This is a genomic window from Bacillus sp. NH11B, from assembly GCF_001884205.1.
Classification (GTDB): Bacteria; Bacillota; Bacilli; order Bacillales; family Bacillaceae_G; genus Bacillus_A; species Bacillus_A proteolyticus.
In genome coordinates, this window is sequence record NZ_MAOG01000101.1 from 44,083 (window position 1) to 64,884 (window position 20,802).

Consider the following 20,802-nt stretch of genomic DNA (forward strand, 5'->3'; position numbering starts at 1 on the left):
TAACCCTCCTAAAAAAATTATTAAATCATTTTGTAGTGTTGAGTAATGGCATCTTGTAACTTACTAGCTAATAGTTGGTTTTCATAACGCAGTAGCCTTTTTTCAGCGAATTGGGGTGAGACGTTAAAAGTCTCAGCTATAAAATGTGCTGTTAAATGTGAAGGGAGCAAGCTTCTTAACATGAAAGTTGGAATACAAAAATGTAATTCGAAATTCTTAGCTTTTGCTTCTTGATAGTCTAGAAACATTTTAGGCATTAATAATTGATTACCAGAATGTAAGAGTATGTGGCATAGCTCATGTCCGAAATCTTCCCATTGTTCCTGCTTTGTTTTACGATTATCAATTACTAAGCTACACATTCCATTCCTTTCAATAGCATGGCTACCAAATGGGGCAAAGTAAACAAAAATGCTTAATTTATTCGCAATCTCCATCATATCAATTTCTTCTGGAACAATAATAGATAAGGATTGGTACATGTGCTGGATATAGTCTTCGAGTTGTGTTGTAAAGTAGGGTTGCGATTGAAACATGATTTTCACTCCATTTAAATTATAAAATAAGAACATTTGTTCTTATTTTATAATAAAAGAGAAAGAGTTTGAAGTTTTATTTTTTATATTAATTTATATATATAAAATTATATAAGGTTACTAATTTATATCTTGCCAGGAATTAAATGTTAAGGGTAATAAATGAAAGAAATATATGGCAAAGAGGGTTGAGAGTAGTTGGAAATGAAAACAATGGTAATAGGTAAAATTGACTTTTAGAATAGGGAAGATTCTTTTTTTCAGGTTTTATTAAGTATATAATTAGTATATCTCAAATTTTCACAGTAGGTATGTTATTGGTAGAGTACCGAGTGTTAATAATATTTTCAATTGATTTTGTAAATAAGTTCAAGCTTGACCAACAAATGTCACAGAATACTAATAAATATATATAGTTTCTATTTAATCAAAAGCTTGGAAAGCTCAACAAAAGTGCTTTCCAAGTTTAAGAATTAATAAGTTAAAGGTTACCTTTTAGATTTCACATAACCATTTGCTTGAGCATCAGCTTCTGAACAGAACCATACGATATTATCTTTTGTAGAATCATAATATTGCCCACCAGGAACATGGTATTTTTTCGAATTGGCATTTCCTTTAATTTGCCCTTTACAAGTAGTGTTGGATTCTTTGTCATCACTAGGATCATTCTGGAAAGGCTGGCCATTAGAGCCTCCACGATTAGCACTAGATGAGGAAACTGTAGCGCTTTTCTTTTGTGAAGCCTCTTCCTGAGCTTTACGTTGAGCTTCTTCTTGAGCCTTGCGATCAGCCTCTTCCTGAGCTTTACGTTGAGCTTCTTCTTGAGCCTTGCGATCAGCCTCTTCCTGAGTTTTACGTTGAGCTTCTTCTTGAGCCTTGCGATCAGCCTCTTCCTGAGTTTTACGTTGAGCTTCTTCTTTCTTCTTTGTGTCTTCTTTATTATCAGCTGAAGTGGAAACTTTTGTGTTTACCTTTTGTGCAGTTTGTTTGGAAGCTGATTTGCCATCAACAAACGCACTACTCATTAAAAAGAATGCTAAAGCTAGATATAAATATGTATATAATACTTTTTTTCTTGTTTTTATTTGTATTTTCGGTAACACAAATTGTGGTTTTATTAATCCAATAATTAAAGCTAGTAAACTTAACATAAAGCCCCCAAAACCAATGTTAACAATTATAGGGTGGATAGAATTTGGAATGATTGCTTGAAGAATTAAAAATAAAATTAAGCTATAAACAATAGAAGCAATAAACATTTTCCAGCCTGTTTTAGAACGATAACCAAATATTTTTCTCCAGTTCATTTAAGAACCTCCTTTTCTGAATTGCTGCGCTTTACTACTCAAAGTAGAATAATAACCACCTTTCCCTATTGGATAAGAATAATATATCGATAAAACGAATATATTACAAAACAAATACACGCATGAAGCGTGTATTTGTTTTGTAATAAAATCTCTATTTTATTTATATCTATTTTGTCTAATCTTTTCGTTCTGCATTATAAACTCCCAAAAGCGTTTTAACTCTTCGCGTTTTTCAGGTGAAGCATCTTTAATATCTTTAAACCAGAGACTCAGTTCTGGATCCACATCAATATTAGTTGGTACATGTTCTTGATAACTAGTTGTTCTTCCAAGGAGGAAGTCAGTTGTTACTTTAAAATAATTAGCAATACGATTTAATGTATCATAATCGGGTTGGCGCTCATTTCTTTCATACATACCGATGGTACTTTCACTAAGTTTAAGCGTAAGTGCTAAATCTTTTTGAGTTATTTTCTTTTCTTTTCTTAACTCACGTAGTATATTTCCGAATGTTTTCATTTTATCACCTGTCCTTATAATAACACATTGCGTGTTATTTGATTAAGTTTCTGATTTTTAACCACACGAAAAGTGTTGACAACACGAAGCGTGTGGTTTATATTTAAAATCAACAACACGATATGTGCGGTTGAGGGGGTGTAGATATGAATAAGAGAAAAGTAGCAGCAACTCTTGTTAATTTAAGAAATGGAAAATCTAGAGAGGAAATTGCAGAGGCGATAGGAATCAGTGTGAGTACATTGCAAATGTATGAGAATGCACAGAGAATTCCAAGAGATAGTATAAAAATAAAATTAGCCAATTTTTATGGTGTTACAGTTCAATCTATTTTTTTTGATTATTAACAACACAAAGTGTGCGGTCGTGTGAAAGAATACTAAGGGGGAGAAATATGATTAACTTCGACATCGAATCATTCCGACAGATTATCCGCGAAGAAGTACAAAAAGCAACTGAGCATCTTCAACCAATGAACGAACTACCACCATTCTTAACCATTTCGGAATTAATGGACCTGTTACATATTAAACGCACTAAGGCATCTGAGTTATTAAACCGTTCTGATTTTCCAGTATGTCGTGAAGCGGGAGTTCTTATTCCTACACATCTTCTTTTTAAGTGGATGGAAAATCATACTGACTGGGTCGAAAATAATACTGAGTATTACAATCCATTTAAAGAATCCGTCTAATACAAAGTTACCATGTTGGGTTGTCACAAATAAATAATATGTTAGGTACGAATGGGGGAAGTAAACGATGTCTATAGGAAAAGAAGTTGCTATGGCACGTAAACGAAAGGGAATCACCCAAGAACAGCTCTCCTTAGAAATCCCTGTTAGTCGTGAGTCATTAGCAAAATATGAAACTGAAAAACGAAGAATACCGAAAGACTTAAGAAAATGTATTACTGAAGGAATAGACGACCCACAATTGTTTTTTAAAATGTGGAGTGAAGCAGCTGGTCATGTAAGCATTCCATTTTTTAATGGAGAATACATAGATCTGCATCCTACAAGTATGAGGTACATGGTTCAGCAAGAAACAAATGAAGCTTTGAAACAGCTTGATACATTATGTTGGTTTAAACCTTCACAAGTATGGTCTGAACATGAGAAAGAATCTATGAAAAAGGCTATGCATGAAATTTTAGATGCTACTGGTTCGATGATGAGTCTAGTAGCGGTCTTATGTGATCAGTACGGTTTTTCAATGACAGATATATTTAAGTATTGGAAGGTTTCGCTGAGAGCAAGGAAATATACAGATGGCTGATTTGATTATTACTAGGGAGGTTAAAGTAATGACAATTGATTATGTGAGTCCAACTTTAAAGCAATATAAAGAACTGGTAAGAAAAGAAGCAAATTTATATGGTGATATCAGAATCGCATCAATTTGTGGAGATTTTATAAAAGCTAAAAATTTAAAGCAAGAGAAGAAATTAACAGAGATAAGAATTCGAATTATAGAAGCTGCATTCGTTTTGAAAAATAAAAAGAAAAAAGAAAAGGCTACCGCATAGCCCGCGATAACCCAAAATATCAACAAATGAATTATAACATATTCCGATTTAATGCGACAAGCAACTGCGCTTGTCGTTATGGCCAGAAAGATTTGTTCTCCTGTTGTTAATAGTTTATAAGATTGTACTTTCTGGCCATAACGATACGTACAGTATCAAATTATTTTTAAGTGAGGAATAAAGTATGAAAGTAGATTGTAATCGTCTGTTTGATTTAGTTCTACCAGGAGACTTTGCTTTTGCAAATGAATTACATAACTGCATGATGACATGTATTCATAATATGTTCAATGCTAGTTCGCTTGATGAAGCAGATCACTGGGAGAAAGAGTTAAATAGGTGTGCTAAAGAATTCAAGAGTATTCGTAACGCAAGAGAAGAACATGATGTATTAAAGAGTAATCGTGTAGTTGTTAAAAAGCTTCAAGGGAAAGGGATTAATGCATCATTAGTTAGTTGTAGAAAATAAAAAATCTATCACTTGGCAGAGTGATAGATTTAAGGCCCGTATAGCGAGTCTTTATAAATATTAATTTAGTTAAATTATATCAAAGTAAATCAAGTAAAACAATGGAGGATGAATATTATGGCAGTTTATAGACCTGTTCAGGTTTCATATTGGCAAGATGCATTTGTTTTAGATCTTACACCAGAGGAGAAATACTTTTACTTGTATTTAATGACTAACAGTAAAACTTCTCAGAGTGGAATTTATGAGCTTCCATTACGTGTTATAGAAATGGATACAGGATATAACCGTGAAACAGTTGAGAAACTATTAGAGCGGTTTAGTGATTACGGAAAAATTAATTACAACAAGAAGACTAAAGAAATCATGTTGCTTAATTGGCTTAAATTTAATGCTATTACAAATATGAACATTGAAAAGTGTGTGCTGAAAGAAATACAGAGCATTAAAGACGAGGAGTTTTTAGTTGATTTTTATGAAACCTGTTTAGAGCAAGAAAAACAGCAGGATTTTAAAATTCCTCGTATTAAGGAGTACTTCCAAGCTCGTTTTGAGTGGCTTGCAAGGGGCTTCGATGACCCTATGAAGGAAAAAGAAGAAACAAAAACAGAAACAAAAGAAAAAGAAGAAACAAAAACAGAAACAAAAGAAGCAGCGAGCTGCTCCGAAATGCCAAAAGTAGCAGTAGAAAATCCAATAGCATTTTATGAACAAAATTTTGGAGTTCTTAAACCTTTTGTAGCTGAAGGTATTAACGCTTGGATTGATGATTTAAATACACAACTTGTAATTAAAGCAATGAAAATCGCTTTAGAAAAAAATGCACCTAATATGTCTTATGTGCAAGGTATTTTAAGAGATTGGCATGCTAAAGGGTATAAAAGCATTAATGATGTTGAAGCTGCACAAGCTCAATTCCGTAAGAAATATCAGTCACGTGGTGGAAGAAATAATGCTCGAAAAGAAATTGTTCCTGATTGGTTACATACTCAAGATACGGAAACACATTCTCAGTCAGTAGAGCGTAGTGAAACCGAATTAGAAGCTGAACGTAAACGTTTAGAACAAGTGTTATCTAAATATAAAAAAGAGGCTTAGGAGGATTGTAATGCCAAAGCAGCTAACAATCTTTGATGTTGAACCAGTTGTGTCATTTGATCCTAAGAAGGCTCATGTTCATCGGTTAAATTCTAAACTACGTTTTGCTGACGTTGTTGTACAAATACCACGCCAAGCAAAGGCGATTGACGAATTAAAACCAACGACAGCACCTGATGAGCGTTATGAGTTGTTTGAAGATTACGTGATTGGTATTTGGCGCTATAAGCGATCGGAGGATAAAGAATTTGTATGGGAAGAAGCAGAAAAAATGTGTAAGCAAGCACGGGATGAAAAAAAACCGATTCCAATACGGCTCCATTTATCACTTGAACAATCATTTGTTCCAGAAAATGTTGTGCGATATTTGTAGACAAACAAAAAAGCCGAGATTGCTCCCGACCTACTTCGACAAAGTAATTATAACATATGGGAGTGATCTTGGTGGGAATCAGAAAAGAAAATCTTGTAGAAATGACAGCTGAAATAGATTTGAAAATAAACGGAATATATGTTGTTAAAAATGGTCAAGTCCAACTAATAGAACCACCTCAAGGTGGATTTGGTGAACAATCATTTGTATATCAAAGTGGAAAAGTAATTCGTATGGAAGAACGAAAAACACAGTTACTTTAATCAAATTTGAATTTTATTAAAAAATTGGACCAAAAGCATTAATAATGAGATGGGAAAAAGAGCATCATCACTGAAATAAAAAAGCCCTGCACACAGGGCGTATAAAAAGATACCTTAGCAATAACGACGATTAGGGGGACGTATTAGCTAAGGTATCTGTATAGGTGATTGCATACTAAGTATGCAATCAGGAGCATTGTTGAATGTATTGGGTTATTCAACAAGTTCAGAATAACACGAAATTTTTGATAATTCACCCGATAAATTTATCCTAAAAATGTTCGGTAGGATTTTCAGGTTTAAAATATGTTCATAAATTATAACAAAAGCGTTATTTTAATCGAAAAGGGGGAATTAAGATGTCAAAAACTACAGCAGTTCGTTACACAGTTCCATCTGTGGATGGTGAAGGTTGGGGGATAGTTTTATTCGATAACACTGGAGTATTTTCAGCTGTTACGGACTTTGGTAACTTCGCTTATTGGTTTTCATTAAGAGAAAACGAAAGTATGGAAGAGTTTTTAATTAGCAGAAGACCGGATCAGATTCTATGTAAAATCACTCGTGAAGATAAAATCGACGTTGAAGAAACAATTAAATACATCAAAGAAGAATTGCTAACAGATCGAAGAGCAGAACGCTTTACGGAAGAAGCGGCAAGAAAAGAATGGAAACTAATTGAAGAATTACAGAGAGATTTAGGTGATTATTCTGAAGAAGTAGCGTTCCATTATTTTTACGAAAAAACAAGGATTCAATTTGATGATGGTTTTCTAAGATTTAAATATCCAAGCGCGGCAATTAGATTTTGCGATGAAACGTTTGTGAGATTACAAGAGAAATTGAAGTCGGAATTATTATCAGCAGCTTTATAACAAAATAGTTATTTGAATAGAAAGGGATAATGGAAATGGAAATGGACTTACGAAAGGCAAACGAAACGAGGATTTAGAATAGTTAGAATCATCAAACGGAATGCTGACACAAGTTCAGTTATGCCGGCACTATACCGATGTAGTTAAACTTGTGTCAGTCAATAATACTTGCCGGCTATTTATCATTAGTCTAAGGAAGAACGAATGTTTTTTGCTGAGTGATATCTGATGTGAAGACAGCCGTTACATTTGAGTTTTTAAAATGTTCAGCTATATCTTTACCAAGCAAATCTTTTACTTTCTTATATTGATTATCAGAAATAGGTGTTCTCCGGGTGTGATGATAATAAATTTCTTTATTAGGCAGCACAGACTTTTTGTTGGCATTTTGGATTTTTTGTATGCCGTCACGACTATCAAGGTAAGAGATTTTAAATTCATCATTTGGGTTTTCTACACTTTGAATCGACTCTTTAAGTTTTTTCTGAAACTCGGTAAACCCTGGGCTTGTTGTGTTACTTAACCCTGTAGCGTATGTAATGTAAGGGCCCCAGTACATATTGATATCAGCAACACCATTTTTGAATAAGACTGGGTAATTCTTAATAAATGAGATTTCACTATTTTCGCACACAAGAACCAAAAATTGATTTCCTTCTTTGTTTGAAAAGAAGATTTTAATTCTATGATTATTAAAGTCAAATACAATTTCTAGTATTTTATCAGAATTTATAGAGCACAATATTTCATATTCCTTTTGGAATTTCATTAAAAATACACCTCCTAACACGGTCAATATTCGATATTTAGGAATGCAAATCCTGCATAATTTGTAGAGATAGATTGAAGATCGAACAAAAACGCTATTTTAATAGCAAGGGTGCGGAACAGTGAACTTAAAGGAGTACGTCGTTTATAAAGGTGAATCATTCATATGTCTCGGGACCATAAAGGAATGCGCACAGCATATGGGAGTGTATGGTGATTCCTAATATGAAAAGAGAGCCCAAAGGCTCTCCTTAGTAATTATGGGATTCACTAGCAAAATGAAAAGCTTCAAGTACATCAATACATTAGAAATTTTGTGAACATGAAGTACAAGGTCCACCTGTAGGCTGAAATACAACATTATCAATAAAAGCTGTTGCGCCTTCTCCACCAGTAGCAATATTTTGAAAAGCGACACATGCCATAGTAACACCAGGAGGTATACAAACAACAAGAACATAATGTTGGAAACCAGATTGCGGTTGATTCATAACTGGTATAATATGTGGAATATTTAATGTGCCGAGAGTTGTAGCAAGAGGAGGACACCCGTGTCCAACAAGTTCTGGGAAAGATACAGAAGCTATAGGAAATGCACCATCCCTTACATCTGCAGCAAAAGAAAACGTAAAACAACAACCTTCGTCGACATCAACTAATTGATTAATACTTCCACCTGGTCCAATTGCCACAGCTAAGAGACTAAGTGTCCCATTTGAAAGAATACGACCACTATGAACGTTTGGAACGCCTACTTCTGCAACATTCCCAACTTGATTCCAACCTGGAACTAAATCGCCTATTAATGGTGGTTCGTCAAATCCAGGGTTGTCAAGAACATTAGTACAAGGACAACATGCTACCGCTGTTGGACCCGTTGGGCCTGTTACTCCTGTTGGACCTGTTGGACCCGTTGGACCTGTTGGACCCGTTGAGCCTGTTGGGCTCGTTGGACCCGTTGGACCCGTTGGACCCGTTGGACCTGTTGGGCTCGTTGGACCCGTTGGACCCGTTGGACCCGTTGGACCTGTTGGACCTGTTGGACCAATTTCAGGTATAGGTAAAGGGGGGCCGAAACATTCGCACGGAATATGAAATTTCTTTTTAAATTCACTCATTTTACACCATCCTTATCATTCACCCACTTACACAATATAGTTTATGAATTAGCTTGCACACACGTATAAGGAAAAAGCCTTTAAAAATAAAAATAAACATAATCCCTTATGTCACATATATAAACCCATTCCATAATATATAAGGAACATGGCTTCACTCCAAAAAGCTTTTAATATATATAAGAAGGTTCGATTCCTGAATCAATACCGTTGAACCTGTTGCTCCTGTTGCTCCTGTTGCTCCTGTTGGTAAAGTGAATGACGAAAAATAGGTAGCAGTGTTGAACCGATTAAACTCGATTCAACAGCAGTTCCATGTAAAACAATATTTTCTTCATTCATAGCTTCACCTCCTATGATTGCTCGTCGTAGGAGGTGAAGTTAGAGAAAAGCAAATCATGAAGCTGGAAAGCGATTATATAAAAGCGCAAGAATCATTAAGGGAAATTAAAAAACGTATCGAAAGGGAGAAGCGAAGGAAAATGCAGGAAGAATTGTACGATCATGGTGATTGGATGATATAAGAGGGTGAATGGGTTGAAGTGGACAAGCAATAAAAGAGTAGCTAGCAAAAGATAACTGCTCGGTGCCAAAAGAAATATGGATGCTTCGCTAAAAATAGTTGAAACTCACTTATAGCATATATGCTCTTTTTAGTTTTATTCTAAAAAACTAAAAAGAGCACCTTCGAACAGTGCTCTTTCTCGGAGTGAATTTTATCAAATAATAATCTATATAGAATATGCATATGTGCACGGATGAGTGATACAAGGAAGGTAACTTAATAAAATAATCCTTTTAGAAGAAAGTGAATATAGTCCGGCTAGAAAACTAGAGGACACCAATTCATTAAAACGGCAATTAAAGCTGTTTTAGGAATAGGTGTCCTTTTTATTTTGAAAAGGGAGATGGGGGAAATGAAGGTGCTAAGAGATCAATTACGTGAGTGGAAAAAGCAATCGAAACAAGCAAAGAAGAAAAACAAGAAAAAACGGAAAGAGAAATTAAGCACTCGTGACATTGAGGATTTAATGGGGATTCGTGGACCACGTTATGAACGTAGACGTGGTGCATTAAGACAAAAATAATAAAAATGGAGGAATTTAATATGAATAAACAATTATCATTTAAAATGCCAATTATAGATGGGAAAAGAACAAAACAAGAGGTTGAAAAAGTATTCGAAGATTATCGTAGATATTTAGCAACAATGCCATGTGATATGCTGCCAAAAGTGACGCCATCATATTCAATTGTTCCTCCATCAGTTACAAATGAATTTAATAGTTCAACAGAGAATATTGCTATTGAAAGAATAGAGTATGAGCAAGAAAGAAATGAGTTCATGAATTGGCTTTATGATGCTGTGAATCATTTGAGAGATGATGAACGTGAAGTCATAGTAAAATTTTATATGGAAGATGAAGTTGGATATGATCCAGACATTTGGATGGATTTAAGTATAGGTAAAACAAAGTATTACAAGTTAAAAGGACGAGCTATACTACGTCTAGCATTCAATCTAAAAAAAGAGGTGTATCAAAAAACGCGTAGACAAAAAGAGGTGCCAAGCGTATGAATCTCGTTCAACCAATAAGAGATAAAGAAATGATTCAGGAGCTCAAAGAATATTTTAAGGAACAGAATGAGCGTAATTACATTCTGTTCCTTCTGGGCATTAATACAGGATTACGCATTTCAGATATCCTACGCTTGCGAGTTCGCGATGTAGAAGGGTGGAGTATATTTATTCGTGAAAAGAAAACTAAAAAAGTTAAAGAGGTAAAGATGCCTTCTGATTTAAAGAAAGCACTAAGGGAATATGCGAAGGGGAAACCTAAGGACGAGTTTCTTATTAAAAGTAGAAATGGGAAGAACAAACCAATTACTAGATCGATGGCATATGTAATTTTGAATCAAGCAGCCTTAAAATTTGGATTAGAACGAATTGGGACTCACTCACTTAGAAAAACATATGGGTACCATCACTATAAGCAATTTAAAGATGTAGTTGTTTTGCAACGAATGTTAAATCATACGGACCAAAAAGAGACGTTAAGGTATATAGGGATTGAACAAGATACACTAAATGATTATCAAAAGAAATTTAAAATCTAAACACTTCTTTTTTTAGCCATTTTTGAATTAGCTACAAAAGAAAAGTGTCAAATTCATTTTTAAGAAGTATGAAAAAGCTTGATAGCTCTAAGGGAAAACGAGATGGTCTAATTCAACACAATCTAGGTTATAGCTAATTCATTTTAAATGACTAAGGACTCTATTTGATGAAAAAGTGGGTAAAAAGTGCGTAAAAAAGGAACATAAAAAACGCGAACTATTCGCGAACTATTTACGGACACGCTTTGGCTTTTAACATGATATATTTGTATTGTGAGAAGTGGCGGAAAACATTTTTCACGTTCCTCTATAATTCAAATGGATCGTTAGGCTATGGGTGATGGTTGAGGATTGAATGAGATGTTGTTTCTTGCTTTCAATTCTAAAGTCAAAATCTGTTGTGTAAACGAAGGAGGGCTTTTGCTCTTCTTCCAGTTACTTAATAATGTTGACGCAGATGAATGTAACAACATTAGGTGATTGGAAAAAGAATAAAACTTCACGTACCACGATTGAAACATAAATGAATAATTGAGGAAAAAGCATCCGTTCGGGTGCTTTTTATTTTGGAGGGATGAAGGTTGAATCTAATGACGTTCCATAATCGAGATGTGAGTGAAAGTATTAACTTTAATGTTGGTGGACAAGAAATTATATCTCTGAAGGGTAATGGTGATATCTATGTTAAAGGTGAGCTTGTAGAGAATAACAAGGAAGTTGTGGATGGATTGAAAGAGTTCTTGAAGGTATCTAAGGGAAATAAGGAGTGATTGGATGAATTGGTTAAATTTCTTCATTGGATACGGAACAGGATTTACAATTTGTTTAGCAATCATGATTCAATTCATTAAAGCAAAGGAAGTAAAGGAATTAGATTAATAAGGAGTGGTGATAGATGCAACTAACTAAGCTTGAGAAGGGAATTGCTATTGGTACAATCCTTAACGCTATTGGAGCAGACAATCTTGAAGAGTATGTGGAATTAGAGAAATTACGACCAGTAGTTAGAACTTTAGATAAATTAAATAAAAGAACAAAACCAGAAGAAAAGAAAGAAGCTACAACAAACTTAATTAGTAAACTGATGGATGACCTATTAAATGGCAAGGAGTGAGGATAGATGGATCGTAAGCAAACATTGATAGGAATAGATATGGCGAATCCGTTAAGCTCATCAGTAACTGCTATTAATGGGTTACCTATATTAAAAGAAACAATGACAGTGCAATCATATGGACGGTTGCATGAAGTAGATAAAGAACAAGTGATGAAAGAGTTTAAATGTGTGCATTTAGGCGTTTGGGTTAAATAGATAGGGTAGGGAGGTGATAGCTATGGAAACACATGAGCTTATTCAGTTAATAAGAGATGACAAGCTTATGAAGTTCTATAAGTCTAGGGAATGGCGTGAGTTAAGGCTCAAGGCTTTGAAGAGGGATAACTTTGAATGTTGTATGTGCAGAGATAAAGGTAAGTATCGTAAGGCTGATTGTGTTCATCACATCAAGGAAGTAAAACAATATCCAGAGTTATCATTAACTTATGATAACCTTATGTCTCTTTGTAATACATGTCATAACGAAGTACATGATCGTTTAAAGGTAGAAGATAAGTTACCTGCATTTGTTAATGAAGAGAGATGGTAGCAGATGATTATAAACGATAACGGACGTGAGTATGATACTGACTATCTTGAACGAGTAGCAATGTTAGAACCAGAGAATAGAACAAGCGTAGAGCGAGACATCTTTAATGCAGGTGCTCGCTTTATTTATTATAGGTATACACAAATCAGAGACATTATTAATCGTAATAGATGTAATAACTTAACGATTAATAAAGTAAAACAACTTTTAGATATAGATAGAGTTCAAATGTTCTTTCCAATTACAGAAAAAGAAATACATTACATTATTTCTTTTGTTGAACGATATATACAAATTAAATAAGTCCCCCCCTTAAAATAAAATCGACTTTCTTTCGGGGGAACGTTCAACGGGAGGGGGAGAGCGGTTAAAACATTTTTGCGAATTTAAAAGTAAGAGGGGGGGTACTTGTGCGAAAACTATCAAAAAAAGCACAGATAAAGCAAGGTTTATTACAACAATTGGAAATTAGCGATTTGAACGGTATGCATTACGTTGATCTTGTTGATGACTACATGACATTGTTTGATGCAAAAAATAAGTTAGCAAGAGAAATGAAAAAGAATGGACCTATGATTGAATGGCAAAATAGCGAGAGTCAAAAAGGAGTTAAGGCGAATCCAGCTACAAAAGAGTTTCGTGAGACAAATAAACGCATGACAGAGTTATTGAAAGTACTTGGCTTGAAAGAGCCTATATATGAAGGTAATGATGATGACGATGACATCTAGATATCCCACTACATATAAGTATCATCCTTACATTGATGAATATATGCGTATGGTTGAAAATGGAGAAATACAAAGTTGCAAAGAGCAAAAGCTACTTATGAAGTTCCTTCGTTGGAAGTTAGACCAACCAGGTGTCGTAATTGATGCAGAGGCTATTGAAAAATCAGTAGAGAAGCCAGCCCCCTACTTTTCTTTTTCTCTTTTCGCTTGGCAAAGGTTCTGTAATGCATTTATTTACGGTGTACGTTATGCAGATGGTCGTCTTATGTTTGATAGGTATCTGTTATTACTTGGACGTGGTGCAGGTAAAAACGGATATATAAGTTATGACAGTTTTTATATGCTAACTGGACATCATGGAATCAAAAATTATGATATAGACATCGTAGCAACTTCTGAGGATCAGGCGAAGACATCCTTTCAAGATGTTTACGATATTTTAGAAGCGCCAAAGTTTATGAGAAAGCTAAAAAAAGTTTTTTACAAGTCAAAAATACTTATAAAACATTTGAAAACAAAATCTAAGTTTGAATTTAATACATCAAATGCTCGTACAAAAGATGGTAAACGAAGTGGAGCTGTTATATTTGATGAGTTACATGAGTATGAGGACTATTCGAATATAAAAGTCTTTACATCCGGCCTAGGTAAAAAGAAGGACCCGAGGATTTTCTACATTACAACAGATGGAAATGTTCGTGGTGGAGTACTGGATGATATGAAAGAAGAAGCACAAATGGTATTGAATAAAGAATTACCAGACTCTACACTATTTCCTTTTATATGCAAACTGGATAGTGAAAAAGAAGTTCATGATGAGTCAATGTGGGAAAAGGCAAATCCTTCATATCGCTACAATGAAAATTTACAGCATAAAATGCGTAAAGAATACCATGATATGAAACGCAATAGTGCATTGCGAATTGAGTTCATGACGAAAAGAATGAATTTACCTGTTGAGGATACAAGGAAAGAAGTTGCTACCTATGAAGAAAGGTTAGCTACAGAGCAGCCATTCCCAGATGATATCCAAGGAATAGAATGTATAGGAGCTGTTGACTTTGCGCAAATACGCGACTTTTGTTCAGTAGGGATTTTATTTAAAAAAGATGGGAAACGTTATTGGATGCAACATACATTCATGCATCATACAGCTCCTAAGTTGCAAGATATTAACCCAGACATTATTCGAATTGCAATTGAAAAAGACTTACTTACTGTTGTTTATGATAAATCAATTAGTGCTGAACATGTTCTAAATTGGTTCATTATGATGAATAAGAAATACCGTATTAAAAAAGTTAGTATGGATTTATATCGTTCAGCAATTTTAAAAGAGTCGCTTGAAGCAGCAGGTTTTGAAGTGGAAATTGTTCGTCGTGGTCCAGCGACCCATAGTAAATTGGCTCCATTGGTAGAGGAAATATTTATTAAACAAGCAATCGTTTTCGGTGACGATCCTCTTATGCGTTGGTATGTTGGTAATGTATATAAAGAAGAAAAAATGAATGGCAATATTGAATATAAAAAGATTGATAAAGAAAAGCGGAAAACAGATGGGTTTTTCGCCTTTTTGCATGCCTTGAATTTTGATTCAGAATTAAGTGAACATAAACAACTCACTCCTGGAACATTCAAAGTAAGAACTTATTAGAAAGGTAGGTGAAGAAATGGGGTTAATAGATTGGATAGGCGGTTGGTTTGGAAAGAGAAACAGGGAAGCACTAAAAAGTTATTTATATGAGTCTTCTATTGATTTCTATTTTAAAAAATTAGCTGTAAATACTTGTGTGGATTTAATTGCGAACACGCTTGTTCGTTGTGAGTTCCAAACTTTTGAAAAAGGAAAAGAAGTCCGAAATGAAAACCATTATTTATTTAATGTACAACCAAATCAAAATCAAAACGCTTCTCAATTTATGCATAGCTTAGTTTCACATTTGATTTATGATAACGAATGTTTAGTTATTATGCATAACGATCAACTTTATGTAGCCGACAGCTTCAATAAAGAAGAATTTGCATTAAGAGAAAATTGGTATACAAACGTTACAATAAACGACTTCACTTTTACCCAGAAGGTATTTAAGGAGAGTGAAGTTTTTTATTTCAAATTAAATGATGAAAATATCATGAATGTGATAGATGGTTTATATGGAAGCTGGGGGAAATTAATTACTTCTGCAACAAATATTTATAAGCGTTCCAATGCAATGAGAGTTGTAGTAAAAGGTGAATTTTTAAGAGCACAAACTGATGAGATGCAAGAACAAATTGATGCAATGTTTAATGAGCAGTTCAAAACATTTTTTGAAGCTGATAATGCAGGTGCTGTCTTCCAATTACAAGATGGATACGAATTAGATAATTTCAGTAATACCTCAAAAGGAAATAAGTTAGATAGTCGAGATATTAAATCACTGGTGGATGACATTATTGATTTTGTTTCTATGGCTTTTCATGTACCAAAAGGAATGCTGAAGGGTGATGTGGTGGACGTATCCAAACAAACCGATAATTTTCTTATGTTTTGTATCAATCCACTTATAGAATTAATTACAGATGAAATCAATCGGAAGTTTTATACAAAAGAAGAGTACTTAGGGCGAACGTATTTAAAAGTTGATACAAGTCGAATTAAGCATGTAGATATTACAGAATTAGCAAATGCTTGTGATGTGTTCTTCCGAATTGGTGTAAATTCCATAAATGACATTTTAAGAATGTTAGGACGTGAACCTATAGATGAGGAATGGGCAGATATGCGTTATGTTACTAAAAACTATGAATCAGTTGAAAATGCTAAATCATTAAAGGGAGGTGAGAATAATGACAGTAATGGAAATACCAAAAATTAAAAATAGATTTGAAGTACTTAATAGCGCAAACACTGAAGAAGCAGACCTTTATATGTATGGAAGTATTTCAGCATATTCTTGGTATGACGGTATCTCGAGTAGTAAAGTACGAGAACAATTAAAGAATATCACTGCAAAAACAATTAATGTTCACATCAATAGTGGCGGCGGAGATGTATTTGAATCTATTGCTATCTCTAATCTATTAAAAAACCATTCTGCCAATATTGTTATACACATTGATGGTTTGGCGGCAAGTGGAGCATCTGTTATTGCGATGGCAGCAGATAAAATTGTTATGCCTAAAAATACAATGATGATGATTCATAAAGCATGGACATATGCGGCTGGTAATGCAGAAGGGTTACGTAAGGTTGCAGATCGTCTTGATAAAATTGATAATGCAGTAACGGAAAGCTATACATCCCGTTTTGTAGGAGAAAAAAGTGAACTAGAAACACTTTTGGCAGAAGAAACATGGTTAACTGCTGAAGAGTGTCAAACGTTTGGTTTCTGTGATGAAATTTCAGATGAAATAGTAATTCCAGAGGATGACGAAGATGATGATGAAGAACTAGAACCTACAAAAGCAAAGATATTAAACAAATACAAATCATCAGTTCAAGTACAAAATGAGCCAAAAGAAACTACTCATAATAACAAAAATACGTTATTCACATTATTAACAGCGTTAAACACTACAAAATGATAGTGTTTTTTATTTTGTATAAAACAGGAGGAATTTGAAAATGACAATTAAAAATTTAGATCGTGAAGCTCAAAAACAAATTGAAATGCAAGAGAAGTTATTAAAGGCAATGAATAGTGGCGATGAGGAACAAACAGCGGCTGCTATGGTCGAATTTGCAAACTCTATTCAACAAAATATTATCAATGAAGCACGACAAGCTGTAAATGAAGACTTATCAGATCAACAAGTAATGACAAGTCGCGGTCTTCAAGTTTTAACAAAGGAAGAGCAATCATATTATAACGAAGTCATCGCAAATAAAGGGTTTGCAGGTACAGAAACATTAGTACCAGCAACTGTATTTGAGCGTGTATTCGAATACTTACGTGTAAATCATGCATTGTTGAATCATATTCAATTTGTAAATACTACTGGTGTAACGCAATGGGTAGTGAAAAAAGGATACGTACAATCAGCTTGGTGGGGAAAACTTTGTGAAGAAATTAAAGAATTATTAGATGATGGATTTGAAGTTATTACAACAAATTTATATAAATTAAGTGCTTATGTTCCAATTTGTAACGCTATGTTAGATTTGGGCCCAATCTGGTTAGATCGTTATGTTCGTGAAATTTTAGCTGAATCGATGGCGATTGCATTAGAAGAAGCTATTGTTAAAGGTACAGGGAAAGATCAACCGATTGGAATAATGAAGGATTTAAAAGCAGCGGTAACTGCTGGAGTATATAGTGATAAAACAGCTATTCCGCTTACTGATCTAACACCGACATCATTAGGTAAAGAAGTAATGTCACCACTTACTAATGGTGGACGTCGTGCGGTTAGTAATGCCCTTATGATTGTAAATCCACTGGATTATTGGGAAAAAATCTTCCCAGCTACTACGTTTTTAACACAAAATGGCGCATATGTATCAGGGGTGCTTCCAATTCCTGCGACAGTGGTTCAATCATTAGCTGTTCCAAAAGGAAAAATGGTTGCAGGTATCGCAAGCGATTACTTTATGGGTGTTGGTTCAACTCAAAAGATGGAAAGTTCAAAAGAATATCGTTTCCTAGAGGATGAAACTGTATACCTATCTAAACAATACGCAAATGGTCGTCCAAAAGATAACGATTCATTCTTAGTATTTGATATTAGTGCTTTAAAAGCTGGTGCTAGTGGAACGACTACACCCTAATAAACCCTCCACATTAAGAGTGGAGGAAATTGATTTTAATAGTATGTTAAAAGCAGAATTAATTGATTATGCAAATCAACACAATATAGATATTTCCTCTGCAACATTGAAAGAGGATATTCGAAAAATTATAGAAGAATCAGTTACAAGTGGTGATTGAAATGAATGAAACATTACTTGAAGATGTAAAAAGTCGGTTAAGGATCACTTGGAATGATGAAGATGCACAACTAATAAAAACAATTGAACGTGGAAAGGCGTATTTACAAAATCTTTGTGGTACGTCTTTTTCTTTTGGAGAAGAAGACCAGGTTAAGCAGTTACTGATCGAACGGTGCAGATATGAATATAACAATGCTCTGGAGGATTTTGGAAAGAATTTCCGAGGGGAATTACAGCGTTTAATTATAGATGCTGCCTTAAAAGAGAGGGCAAAAGATGAAGTCATACAATGAAACGTTTAATGATGGTTTTTTAAGGTACGGACGCACAGAAACAAAGCGTAGTGAAAATGCAAAGCGGATCAAAGGTGTTTTTTCTGAAGAAGGAAAACTAGCTTTTAGAGAATTGTCGGCACGAGATAGTGACTATCAATCTTGCGGATTATTAAATGCAAAGTTAGATAAAAAAGTGAAAACTTTGTTCCCTCCTTCTTTTCGTTCTATTAATAAAAATAAATTAAAAGCAGTTATAGATAAATTAGAATACGATGTCATCAAAGTTGATTCGGACAAGCGATATTTATATTTCTATTTACAGGAAGTAGGTGGACATATTGTTGAGTAACGAACAATCAAAAAAGCGACTCCAGAAAATGAATAGCTTGTTAATTAAAAAATTAAATGAAGCATTCGGTGTAGAAGTTTACCAGGATCAAGTAAGTGAAGATGAAGAAGAAGACTATCATTACTTCATATTTGAGACAGGTGGCTTTGAAAAAACAGAAAGCAAATTAACGCTTCGTCAAAACGTTTTAATTCGTTATTACTCTGAAAATCGTGATGATTTAGATGAAAGAATGCTAGATATTATTGCAACACTTGAAGCTACAGGACATTCTTTTCAACACTCTAATAAAACATCTATTCAAAAAGGTGAAATGGATGAATACATTGATGAAATTGAAATTAATGTAACTAGACTTGTTAAATATGGCTGCTAATTCATGGAGCGTAGAGTTTGGCGATATTGAAGCCTTAGAAAACAAGCTCAAACAAATACCAGGGAAGTCAGAGCAAGCACTTAATAAAGTTTTGCATAGTGATGGTGTGAACCTTGCAGTCGAATCCATTCAGCCTAAAATCCCTGTTTCTACATGGAAAGGGCGTGTGAGAAATAAACGACATGCCAAAGATCAAAAAGCTTTAACGAATAGCAAATTAAATCTTGGTTTTACAATTCGTCCAACACCTAGATTTAATTACTTAAAGTATCCAGATTTAGGGATAGGAAATTCAAAGAAAAACGCACCGAAAAAGATATTAGAGCGTGGCTTGCAAACCGCTACTCCAAAGATATCAGAACGCTTAAATACAAAATTAGATAAAGTTATCAATCAAACACTGGGAGGTTAATTATAATGGCAAAAACAATTATTGAAGAATTCGATCCTATGTCATTTACAAACGTAGGTATTCAATTTATTGAAGGTGGAATTCAGCAACCAGGTACAAAGTTCGGTTGTGTTGGAACAATCGAAGGTGAAACAGAAATGCTTGAGATGGTAAAGAAATGTGAAGGGATAGAGGTTAAGAAGAAATCTAAGCCTTCTAAAATGAATATGACTCTTTCTGGTCATTTACGTGTAGATGTACTTAGAAAGCTTTTCGGAATTAAAACAGATGGGTTAAAAGCTGGTGTATGGTCATACGGTACAACATCAAAAGGAGAGTCATTTGTTTTAACTGCTGACGTAGTTGATGAATTTGAGGATTTAAAAAAATTCGTTGCCTTCTCTAATTGTTCATCTACAACAGGATTTAAATTTAAAGTGGAAAACGGTGCGGATGAAGTAGCAGAAACAGAAATAGAGTTTACAGCCCTTAAAGATAGTAACGGGGAATTTTATTACGAAGCATTAGCGGATGAAGTGGACGATGTACAGGTGAAAGAGAAATGGCATACACAATTTACACCAGAGCTTGTAAAACTGTAAAAATAACAACAGCAACTCTATCAAAACAAAAGGGGACAAGTAACTTATGAGAGTCGAAATCGTAAAATTAAAAGAAGTAGAAGTTGTAAATGTAGAAGGACAATTCAAGCCAATCGAAAAAAATCATCAAAAAGTTCCTTGTTTTATTACGAATTATGCAATGAAACAAGGGAAAGATTTAGGGCTAACTGATGAATCATTATTGCAAGGTGTATTTAAATTACAAGGTTTAGCTAATGCAAATCCTAATCAAATAGACAATATAGATTTTAGTGCCTTACAAGGTATTGATGAAACCGCAATACAAAAAGTTATTTATTTAGGATGCCTAGGAGCGAATAAAGATTTCGAATATAATTTTGACGAATTTTTAGAGCGATACCATTACTCTTTTGAAGAAACAATGAAACTATATGTAAGATTAGCTTCTTCTAGCATAACTGGGCAACAAAATAAATTTGCGAAAGGATTAGGAAATAGTACAAAAACTAACGAAAAAAAGAGATAAAACCACCGAAAATAAACATTGAATGCGTAGAGGAT

General features: G+C 34.2%; 35 protein-coding genes. 29 read left to right on the plus strand and 6 right to left on the minus strand.

From position 1 onward, the window contains the following. Positions 1-20: 20 nt before the first annotated feature. The 3 genes from BAU27_RS14795 to BAU27_RS14805 all read right to left on the minus strand — a co-directional run bounded on the left by BAU27_RS14795 (position 21) and on the right by BAU27_RS14805 (position 2,368). Positions 21-536, minus strand: coding sequence for an ImmA/IrrE family metallo-endopeptidase (locus BAU27_RS14795; RefSeq protein WP_071771282.1), 516 nt, complete (start codon positions 534-536; stop codon positions 21-23). 488 nt (positions 537-1,024) lie between these two features. Next, positions 1,025-1,846, minus strand: a complete 822-nt coding sequence (locus tag BAU27_RS14800; RefSeq protein WP_071771283.1) for a sunset domain-containing protein — start codon at positions 1,844-1,846, stop codon at positions 1,025-1,027. 159 nt (positions 1,847-2,005) lie between these two features. After that, complete coding sequence (locus tag BAU27_RS14805) at positions 2,006-2,368, minus strand: helix-turn-helix domain-containing protein (RefSeq protein WP_016079246.1); 363 nt, start codon at positions 2,366-2,368, stop codon at positions 2,006-2,008. 146 nt (positions 2,369-2,514) lie between these two features. Here BAU27_RS14805 and BAU27_RS14810 point away from each other — a divergent pair, with 146 nt between their 5' ends. The 9 genes from BAU27_RS14810 to BAU27_RS14850 all read left to right on the plus strand — a co-directional run bounded on the left by BAU27_RS14810 (position 2,515) and on the right by BAU27_RS14850 (position 6,973). Continuing rightward, positions 2,515-2,715: a helix-turn-helix domain-containing protein gene (locus BAU27_RS14810; protein WP_001042381.1), complete on the plus strand. Its 201-nt coding sequence runs from the start codon at positions 2,515-2,517 to the stop codon at positions 2,713-2,715. A 47-nt stretch (positions 2,716-2,762) separates the two neighbouring features. Then, positions 2,763-3,062, plus strand: a complete 300-nt coding sequence (locus BAU27_RS14815; RefSeq protein WP_071771284.1) for a helix-turn-helix domain-containing protein — start codon at positions 2,763-2,765, stop codon at positions 3,060-3,062. A 67-nt stretch (positions 3,063-3,129) separates the two neighbouring features. After that, positions 3,130-3,645, plus strand: a complete 516-nt coding sequence (locus BAU27_RS14820; RefSeq protein ID WP_071771285.1) for a helix-turn-helix domain-containing protein — start codon at positions 3,130-3,132, stop codon at positions 3,643-3,645. A 28-nt stretch (positions 3,646-3,673) separates the two neighbouring features. Then, a complete protein-coding gene (locus BAU27_RS14825; protein WP_071771286.1) occupies positions 3,674-3,895 on the plus strand; it encodes an RNA polymerase subunit sigma in 222 nt (73 codons plus the stop codon). A gap of 184 nt (positions 3,896-4,079) precedes the next feature. Further along, positions 4,080-4,364 carry a hypothetical protein gene (locus tag BAU27_RS14830; RefSeq protein WP_071771287.1) on the plus strand — a complete coding sequence of 95 codons (285 nt, stop codon included), beginning with the start codon at positions 4,080-4,082 and terminating at the stop codon, positions 4,362-4,364. A 117-nt stretch (positions 4,365-4,481) separates the two neighbouring features. Beyond that, on the plus strand, positions 4,482-5,462 hold the full coding sequence (locus BAU27_RS14835; RefSeq protein ID WP_071771288.1) for a DnaD domain-containing protein: 981 nt from the start codon (positions 4,482-4,484) through the stop codon (positions 5,460-5,462). A 10-nt stretch (positions 5,463-5,472) separates the two neighbouring features. Then, positions 5,473-5,835 (plus strand): hypothetical protein, encoded by a 363-nt coding sequence (locus BAU27_RS14840; protein WP_001126003.1) that lies wholly within the window; start codon positions 5,473-5,475, stop codon positions 5,833-5,835. A 71-nt stretch (positions 5,836-5,906) separates the two neighbouring features. Further along, complete coding sequence (locus tag BAU27_RS14845; protein WP_000512853.1) at positions 5,907-6,098, plus strand: DUF3954 domain-containing protein; 192 nt, start codon at positions 5,907-5,909, stop codon at positions 6,096-6,098. Positions 6,099-6,457: 359 nt separating this feature from the next. Then, positions 6,458-6,973 (plus strand): phiTE_072 family protein, encoded by a 516-nt coding sequence (locus BAU27_RS14850; RefSeq protein WP_071771289.1) that lies wholly within the window; start codon positions 6,458-6,460, stop codon positions 6,971-6,973. 190 nt (positions 6,974-7,163) lie between these two features. Here the strand turns inward: BAU27_RS14850 and BAU27_RS14855 are convergent, their stop codons facing one another. The 3 genes from BAU27_RS14855 to BAU27_RS32360 all read right to left on the minus strand — a co-directional run bounded on the left by BAU27_RS14855 (position 7,164) and on the right by BAU27_RS32360 (position 9,201). Next, positions 7,164-7,742, minus strand: coding sequence for a hypothetical protein (locus tag BAU27_RS14855; protein ID WP_071771290.1), 579 nt, complete (start codon positions 7,740-7,742; stop codon positions 7,164-7,166). Between the two features lie 304 nt (positions 7,743-8,046). Then, on the minus strand, positions 8,047-8,859 hold the full coding sequence (locus tag BAU27_RS14860) for a hypothetical protein (protein ID WP_071771291.1): 813 nt from the start codon (positions 8,857-8,859) through the stop codon (positions 8,047-8,049). Positions 8,860-9,060: 201 nt separating this feature from the next. Then, positions 9,061-9,201: a hypothetical protein gene (locus tag BAU27_RS32360; protein WP_175546546.1), complete on the minus strand. Its 141-nt coding sequence runs from the start codon at positions 9,199-9,201 to the stop codon at positions 9,061-9,063. A gap of 575 nt (positions 9,202-9,776) precedes the next feature. Between BAU27_RS32360 and BAU27_RS32365 the strand changes: the two genes are divergently transcribed. The 20 genes from BAU27_RS32365 (at position 9,777) to BAU27_RS14955 (ending at position 20,767) form a co-directional block, all read left to right on the plus strand. Then, positions 9,777-9,947 (plus strand): hypothetical protein, encoded by a 171-nt coding sequence (locus BAU27_RS32365; RefSeq protein WP_083596019.1) that lies wholly within the window; start codon positions 9,777-9,779, stop codon positions 9,945-9,947. Positions 9,948-9,967: 20 nt separating this feature from the next. Further along, a complete protein-coding gene (locus BAU27_RS14865; RefSeq protein ID WP_071771292.1) occupies positions 9,968-10,438 on the plus strand; it encodes an ArpU family phage packaging/lysis transcriptional regulator in 471 nt (156 codons plus the stop codon). Beyond that, the gene (locus tag BAU27_RS14870) at positions 10,435-10,977 is read left to right on the plus strand and encodes a tyrosine-type recombinase/integrase (RefSeq protein ID WP_071771293.1); all 543 of its coding nucleotides are present in this window, start codon (positions 10,435-10,437) and stop codon (positions 10,975-10,977) included. The genes BAU27_RS14865 and BAU27_RS14870 overlap by 4 nt, the downstream gene beginning before the upstream one ends. Before the next feature lie 590 nt (positions 10,978-11,567). Beyond that, complete coding sequence (locus BAU27_RS14880; protein ID WP_071771382.1) at positions 11,568-11,747, plus strand: hypothetical protein; 180 nt, start codon at positions 11,568-11,570, stop codon at positions 11,745-11,747. A 125-nt stretch (positions 11,748-11,872) separates the two neighbouring features. Next, entirely contained in the window at positions 11,873-12,091 is a 219-nt protein-coding gene (locus BAU27_RS14885; protein WP_071771294.1) for a hypothetical protein, read from the plus strand. Positions 12,092-12,097: 6 nt separating this feature from the next. Beyond that, positions 12,098-12,289: a hypothetical protein gene (locus tag BAU27_RS14890; protein ID WP_071771295.1), complete on the plus strand. Its 192-nt coding sequence runs from the start codon at positions 12,098-12,100 to the stop codon at positions 12,287-12,289. 22 nt (positions 12,290-12,311) lie between these two features. After that, a complete protein-coding gene (locus tag BAU27_RS14895) occupies positions 12,312-12,623 on the plus strand; it encodes an HNH endonuclease (protein ID WP_071771296.1) in 312 nt (103 codons plus the stop codon). A 3-nt stretch (positions 12,624-12,626) separates the two neighbouring features. Further along, complete coding sequence (locus BAU27_RS14900; protein WP_071771297.1) at positions 12,627-12,926, plus strand: hypothetical protein; 300 nt, start codon at positions 12,627-12,629, stop codon at positions 12,924-12,926. A gap of 107 nt (positions 12,927-13,033) precedes the next feature. Next, entirely contained in the window at positions 13,034-13,354 is a 321-nt protein-coding gene (locus tag BAU27_RS14905) for a P27 family phage terminase small subunit (RefSeq protein WP_071771298.1), read from the plus strand. Then, positions 13,338-15,008 carry a terminase TerL endonuclease subunit gene (locus BAU27_RS14910; protein ID WP_071771299.1) on the plus strand — a complete coding sequence of 557 codons (1,671 nt, stop codon included), beginning with the start codon at positions 13,338-13,340 and terminating at the stop codon, positions 15,006-15,008. Before BAU27_RS14905 ends, BAU27_RS14910 begins: the two co-directional genes overlap by 17 nt. Before the next feature lie 16 nt (positions 15,009-15,024). Continuing rightward, positions 15,025-16,212: a phage portal protein gene (locus BAU27_RS14915; protein ID WP_071771300.1), complete on the plus strand. Its 1,188-nt coding sequence runs from the start codon at positions 15,025-15,027 to the stop codon at positions 16,210-16,212. Continuing rightward, positions 16,184-16,921 (plus strand): head maturation protease, ClpP-related, encoded by a 738-nt coding sequence (locus tag BAU27_RS14920; RefSeq protein ID WP_071771301.1) that lies wholly within the window; start codon positions 16,184-16,186, stop codon positions 16,919-16,921. Before BAU27_RS14915 ends, BAU27_RS14920 begins: the two co-directional genes overlap by 29 nt. Before the next feature lie 40 nt (positions 16,922-16,961). After that, positions 16,962-18,104, plus strand: a complete 1,143-nt coding sequence (locus tag BAU27_RS14925) for a phage major capsid protein (protein WP_071771302.1) — start codon at positions 16,962-16,964, stop codon at positions 18,102-18,104. After that, positions 18,085-18,264 carry a hypothetical protein gene (locus BAU27_RS31860; protein ID WP_139254654.1) on the plus strand — a complete coding sequence of 60 codons (180 nt, stop codon included), beginning with the start codon at positions 18,085-18,087 and terminating at the stop codon, positions 18,262-18,264. The genes BAU27_RS14925 and BAU27_RS31860 overlap by 20 nt, the downstream gene beginning before the upstream one ends. Before the next feature lies 1 nt (position 18,265). Continuing rightward, positions 18,266-18,559: a head-tail connector protein gene (locus tag BAU27_RS14930; protein ID WP_071771303.1), complete on the plus strand. Its 294-nt coding sequence runs from the start codon at positions 18,266-18,268 to the stop codon at positions 18,557-18,559. Further along, entirely contained in the window at positions 18,543-18,890 is a 348-nt protein-coding gene (locus tag BAU27_RS14935; protein ID WP_000844458.1) for a hypothetical protein, read from the plus strand. Before BAU27_RS14930 ends, BAU27_RS14935 begins: the two co-directional genes overlap by 17 nt. Continuing rightward, positions 18,880-19,266: a hypothetical protein gene (locus tag BAU27_RS14940; protein WP_033674118.1), complete on the plus strand. Its 387-nt coding sequence runs from the start codon at positions 18,880-18,882 to the stop codon at positions 19,264-19,266. Before BAU27_RS14935 ends, BAU27_RS14940 begins: the two co-directional genes overlap by 11 nt. Further along, on the plus strand, positions 19,256-19,678 hold the full coding sequence (locus tag BAU27_RS14945; RefSeq protein ID WP_071771304.1) for a hypothetical protein: 423 nt from the start codon (positions 19,256-19,258) through the stop codon (positions 19,676-19,678). The genes BAU27_RS14940 and BAU27_RS14945 overlap by 11 nt, the downstream gene beginning before the upstream one ends. A 5-nt stretch (positions 19,679-19,683) precedes the next feature. Next, positions 19,684-20,259 carry a phage tail protein gene (locus BAU27_RS14950; RefSeq protein ID WP_071771305.1) on the plus strand — a complete coding sequence of 192 codons (576 nt, stop codon included), beginning with the start codon at positions 19,684-19,686 and terminating at the stop codon, positions 20,257-20,259. Between the two features lie 46 nt (positions 20,260-20,305). Then, the gene (locus tag BAU27_RS14955) at positions 20,306-20,767 is read left to right on the plus strand and encodes a hypothetical protein (protein ID WP_071771306.1); all 462 of its coding nucleotides are present in this window, start codon (positions 20,306-20,308) and stop codon (positions 20,765-20,767) included. The last annotated feature ends 35 nt before the right edge of the window (positions 20,768-20,802 follow it).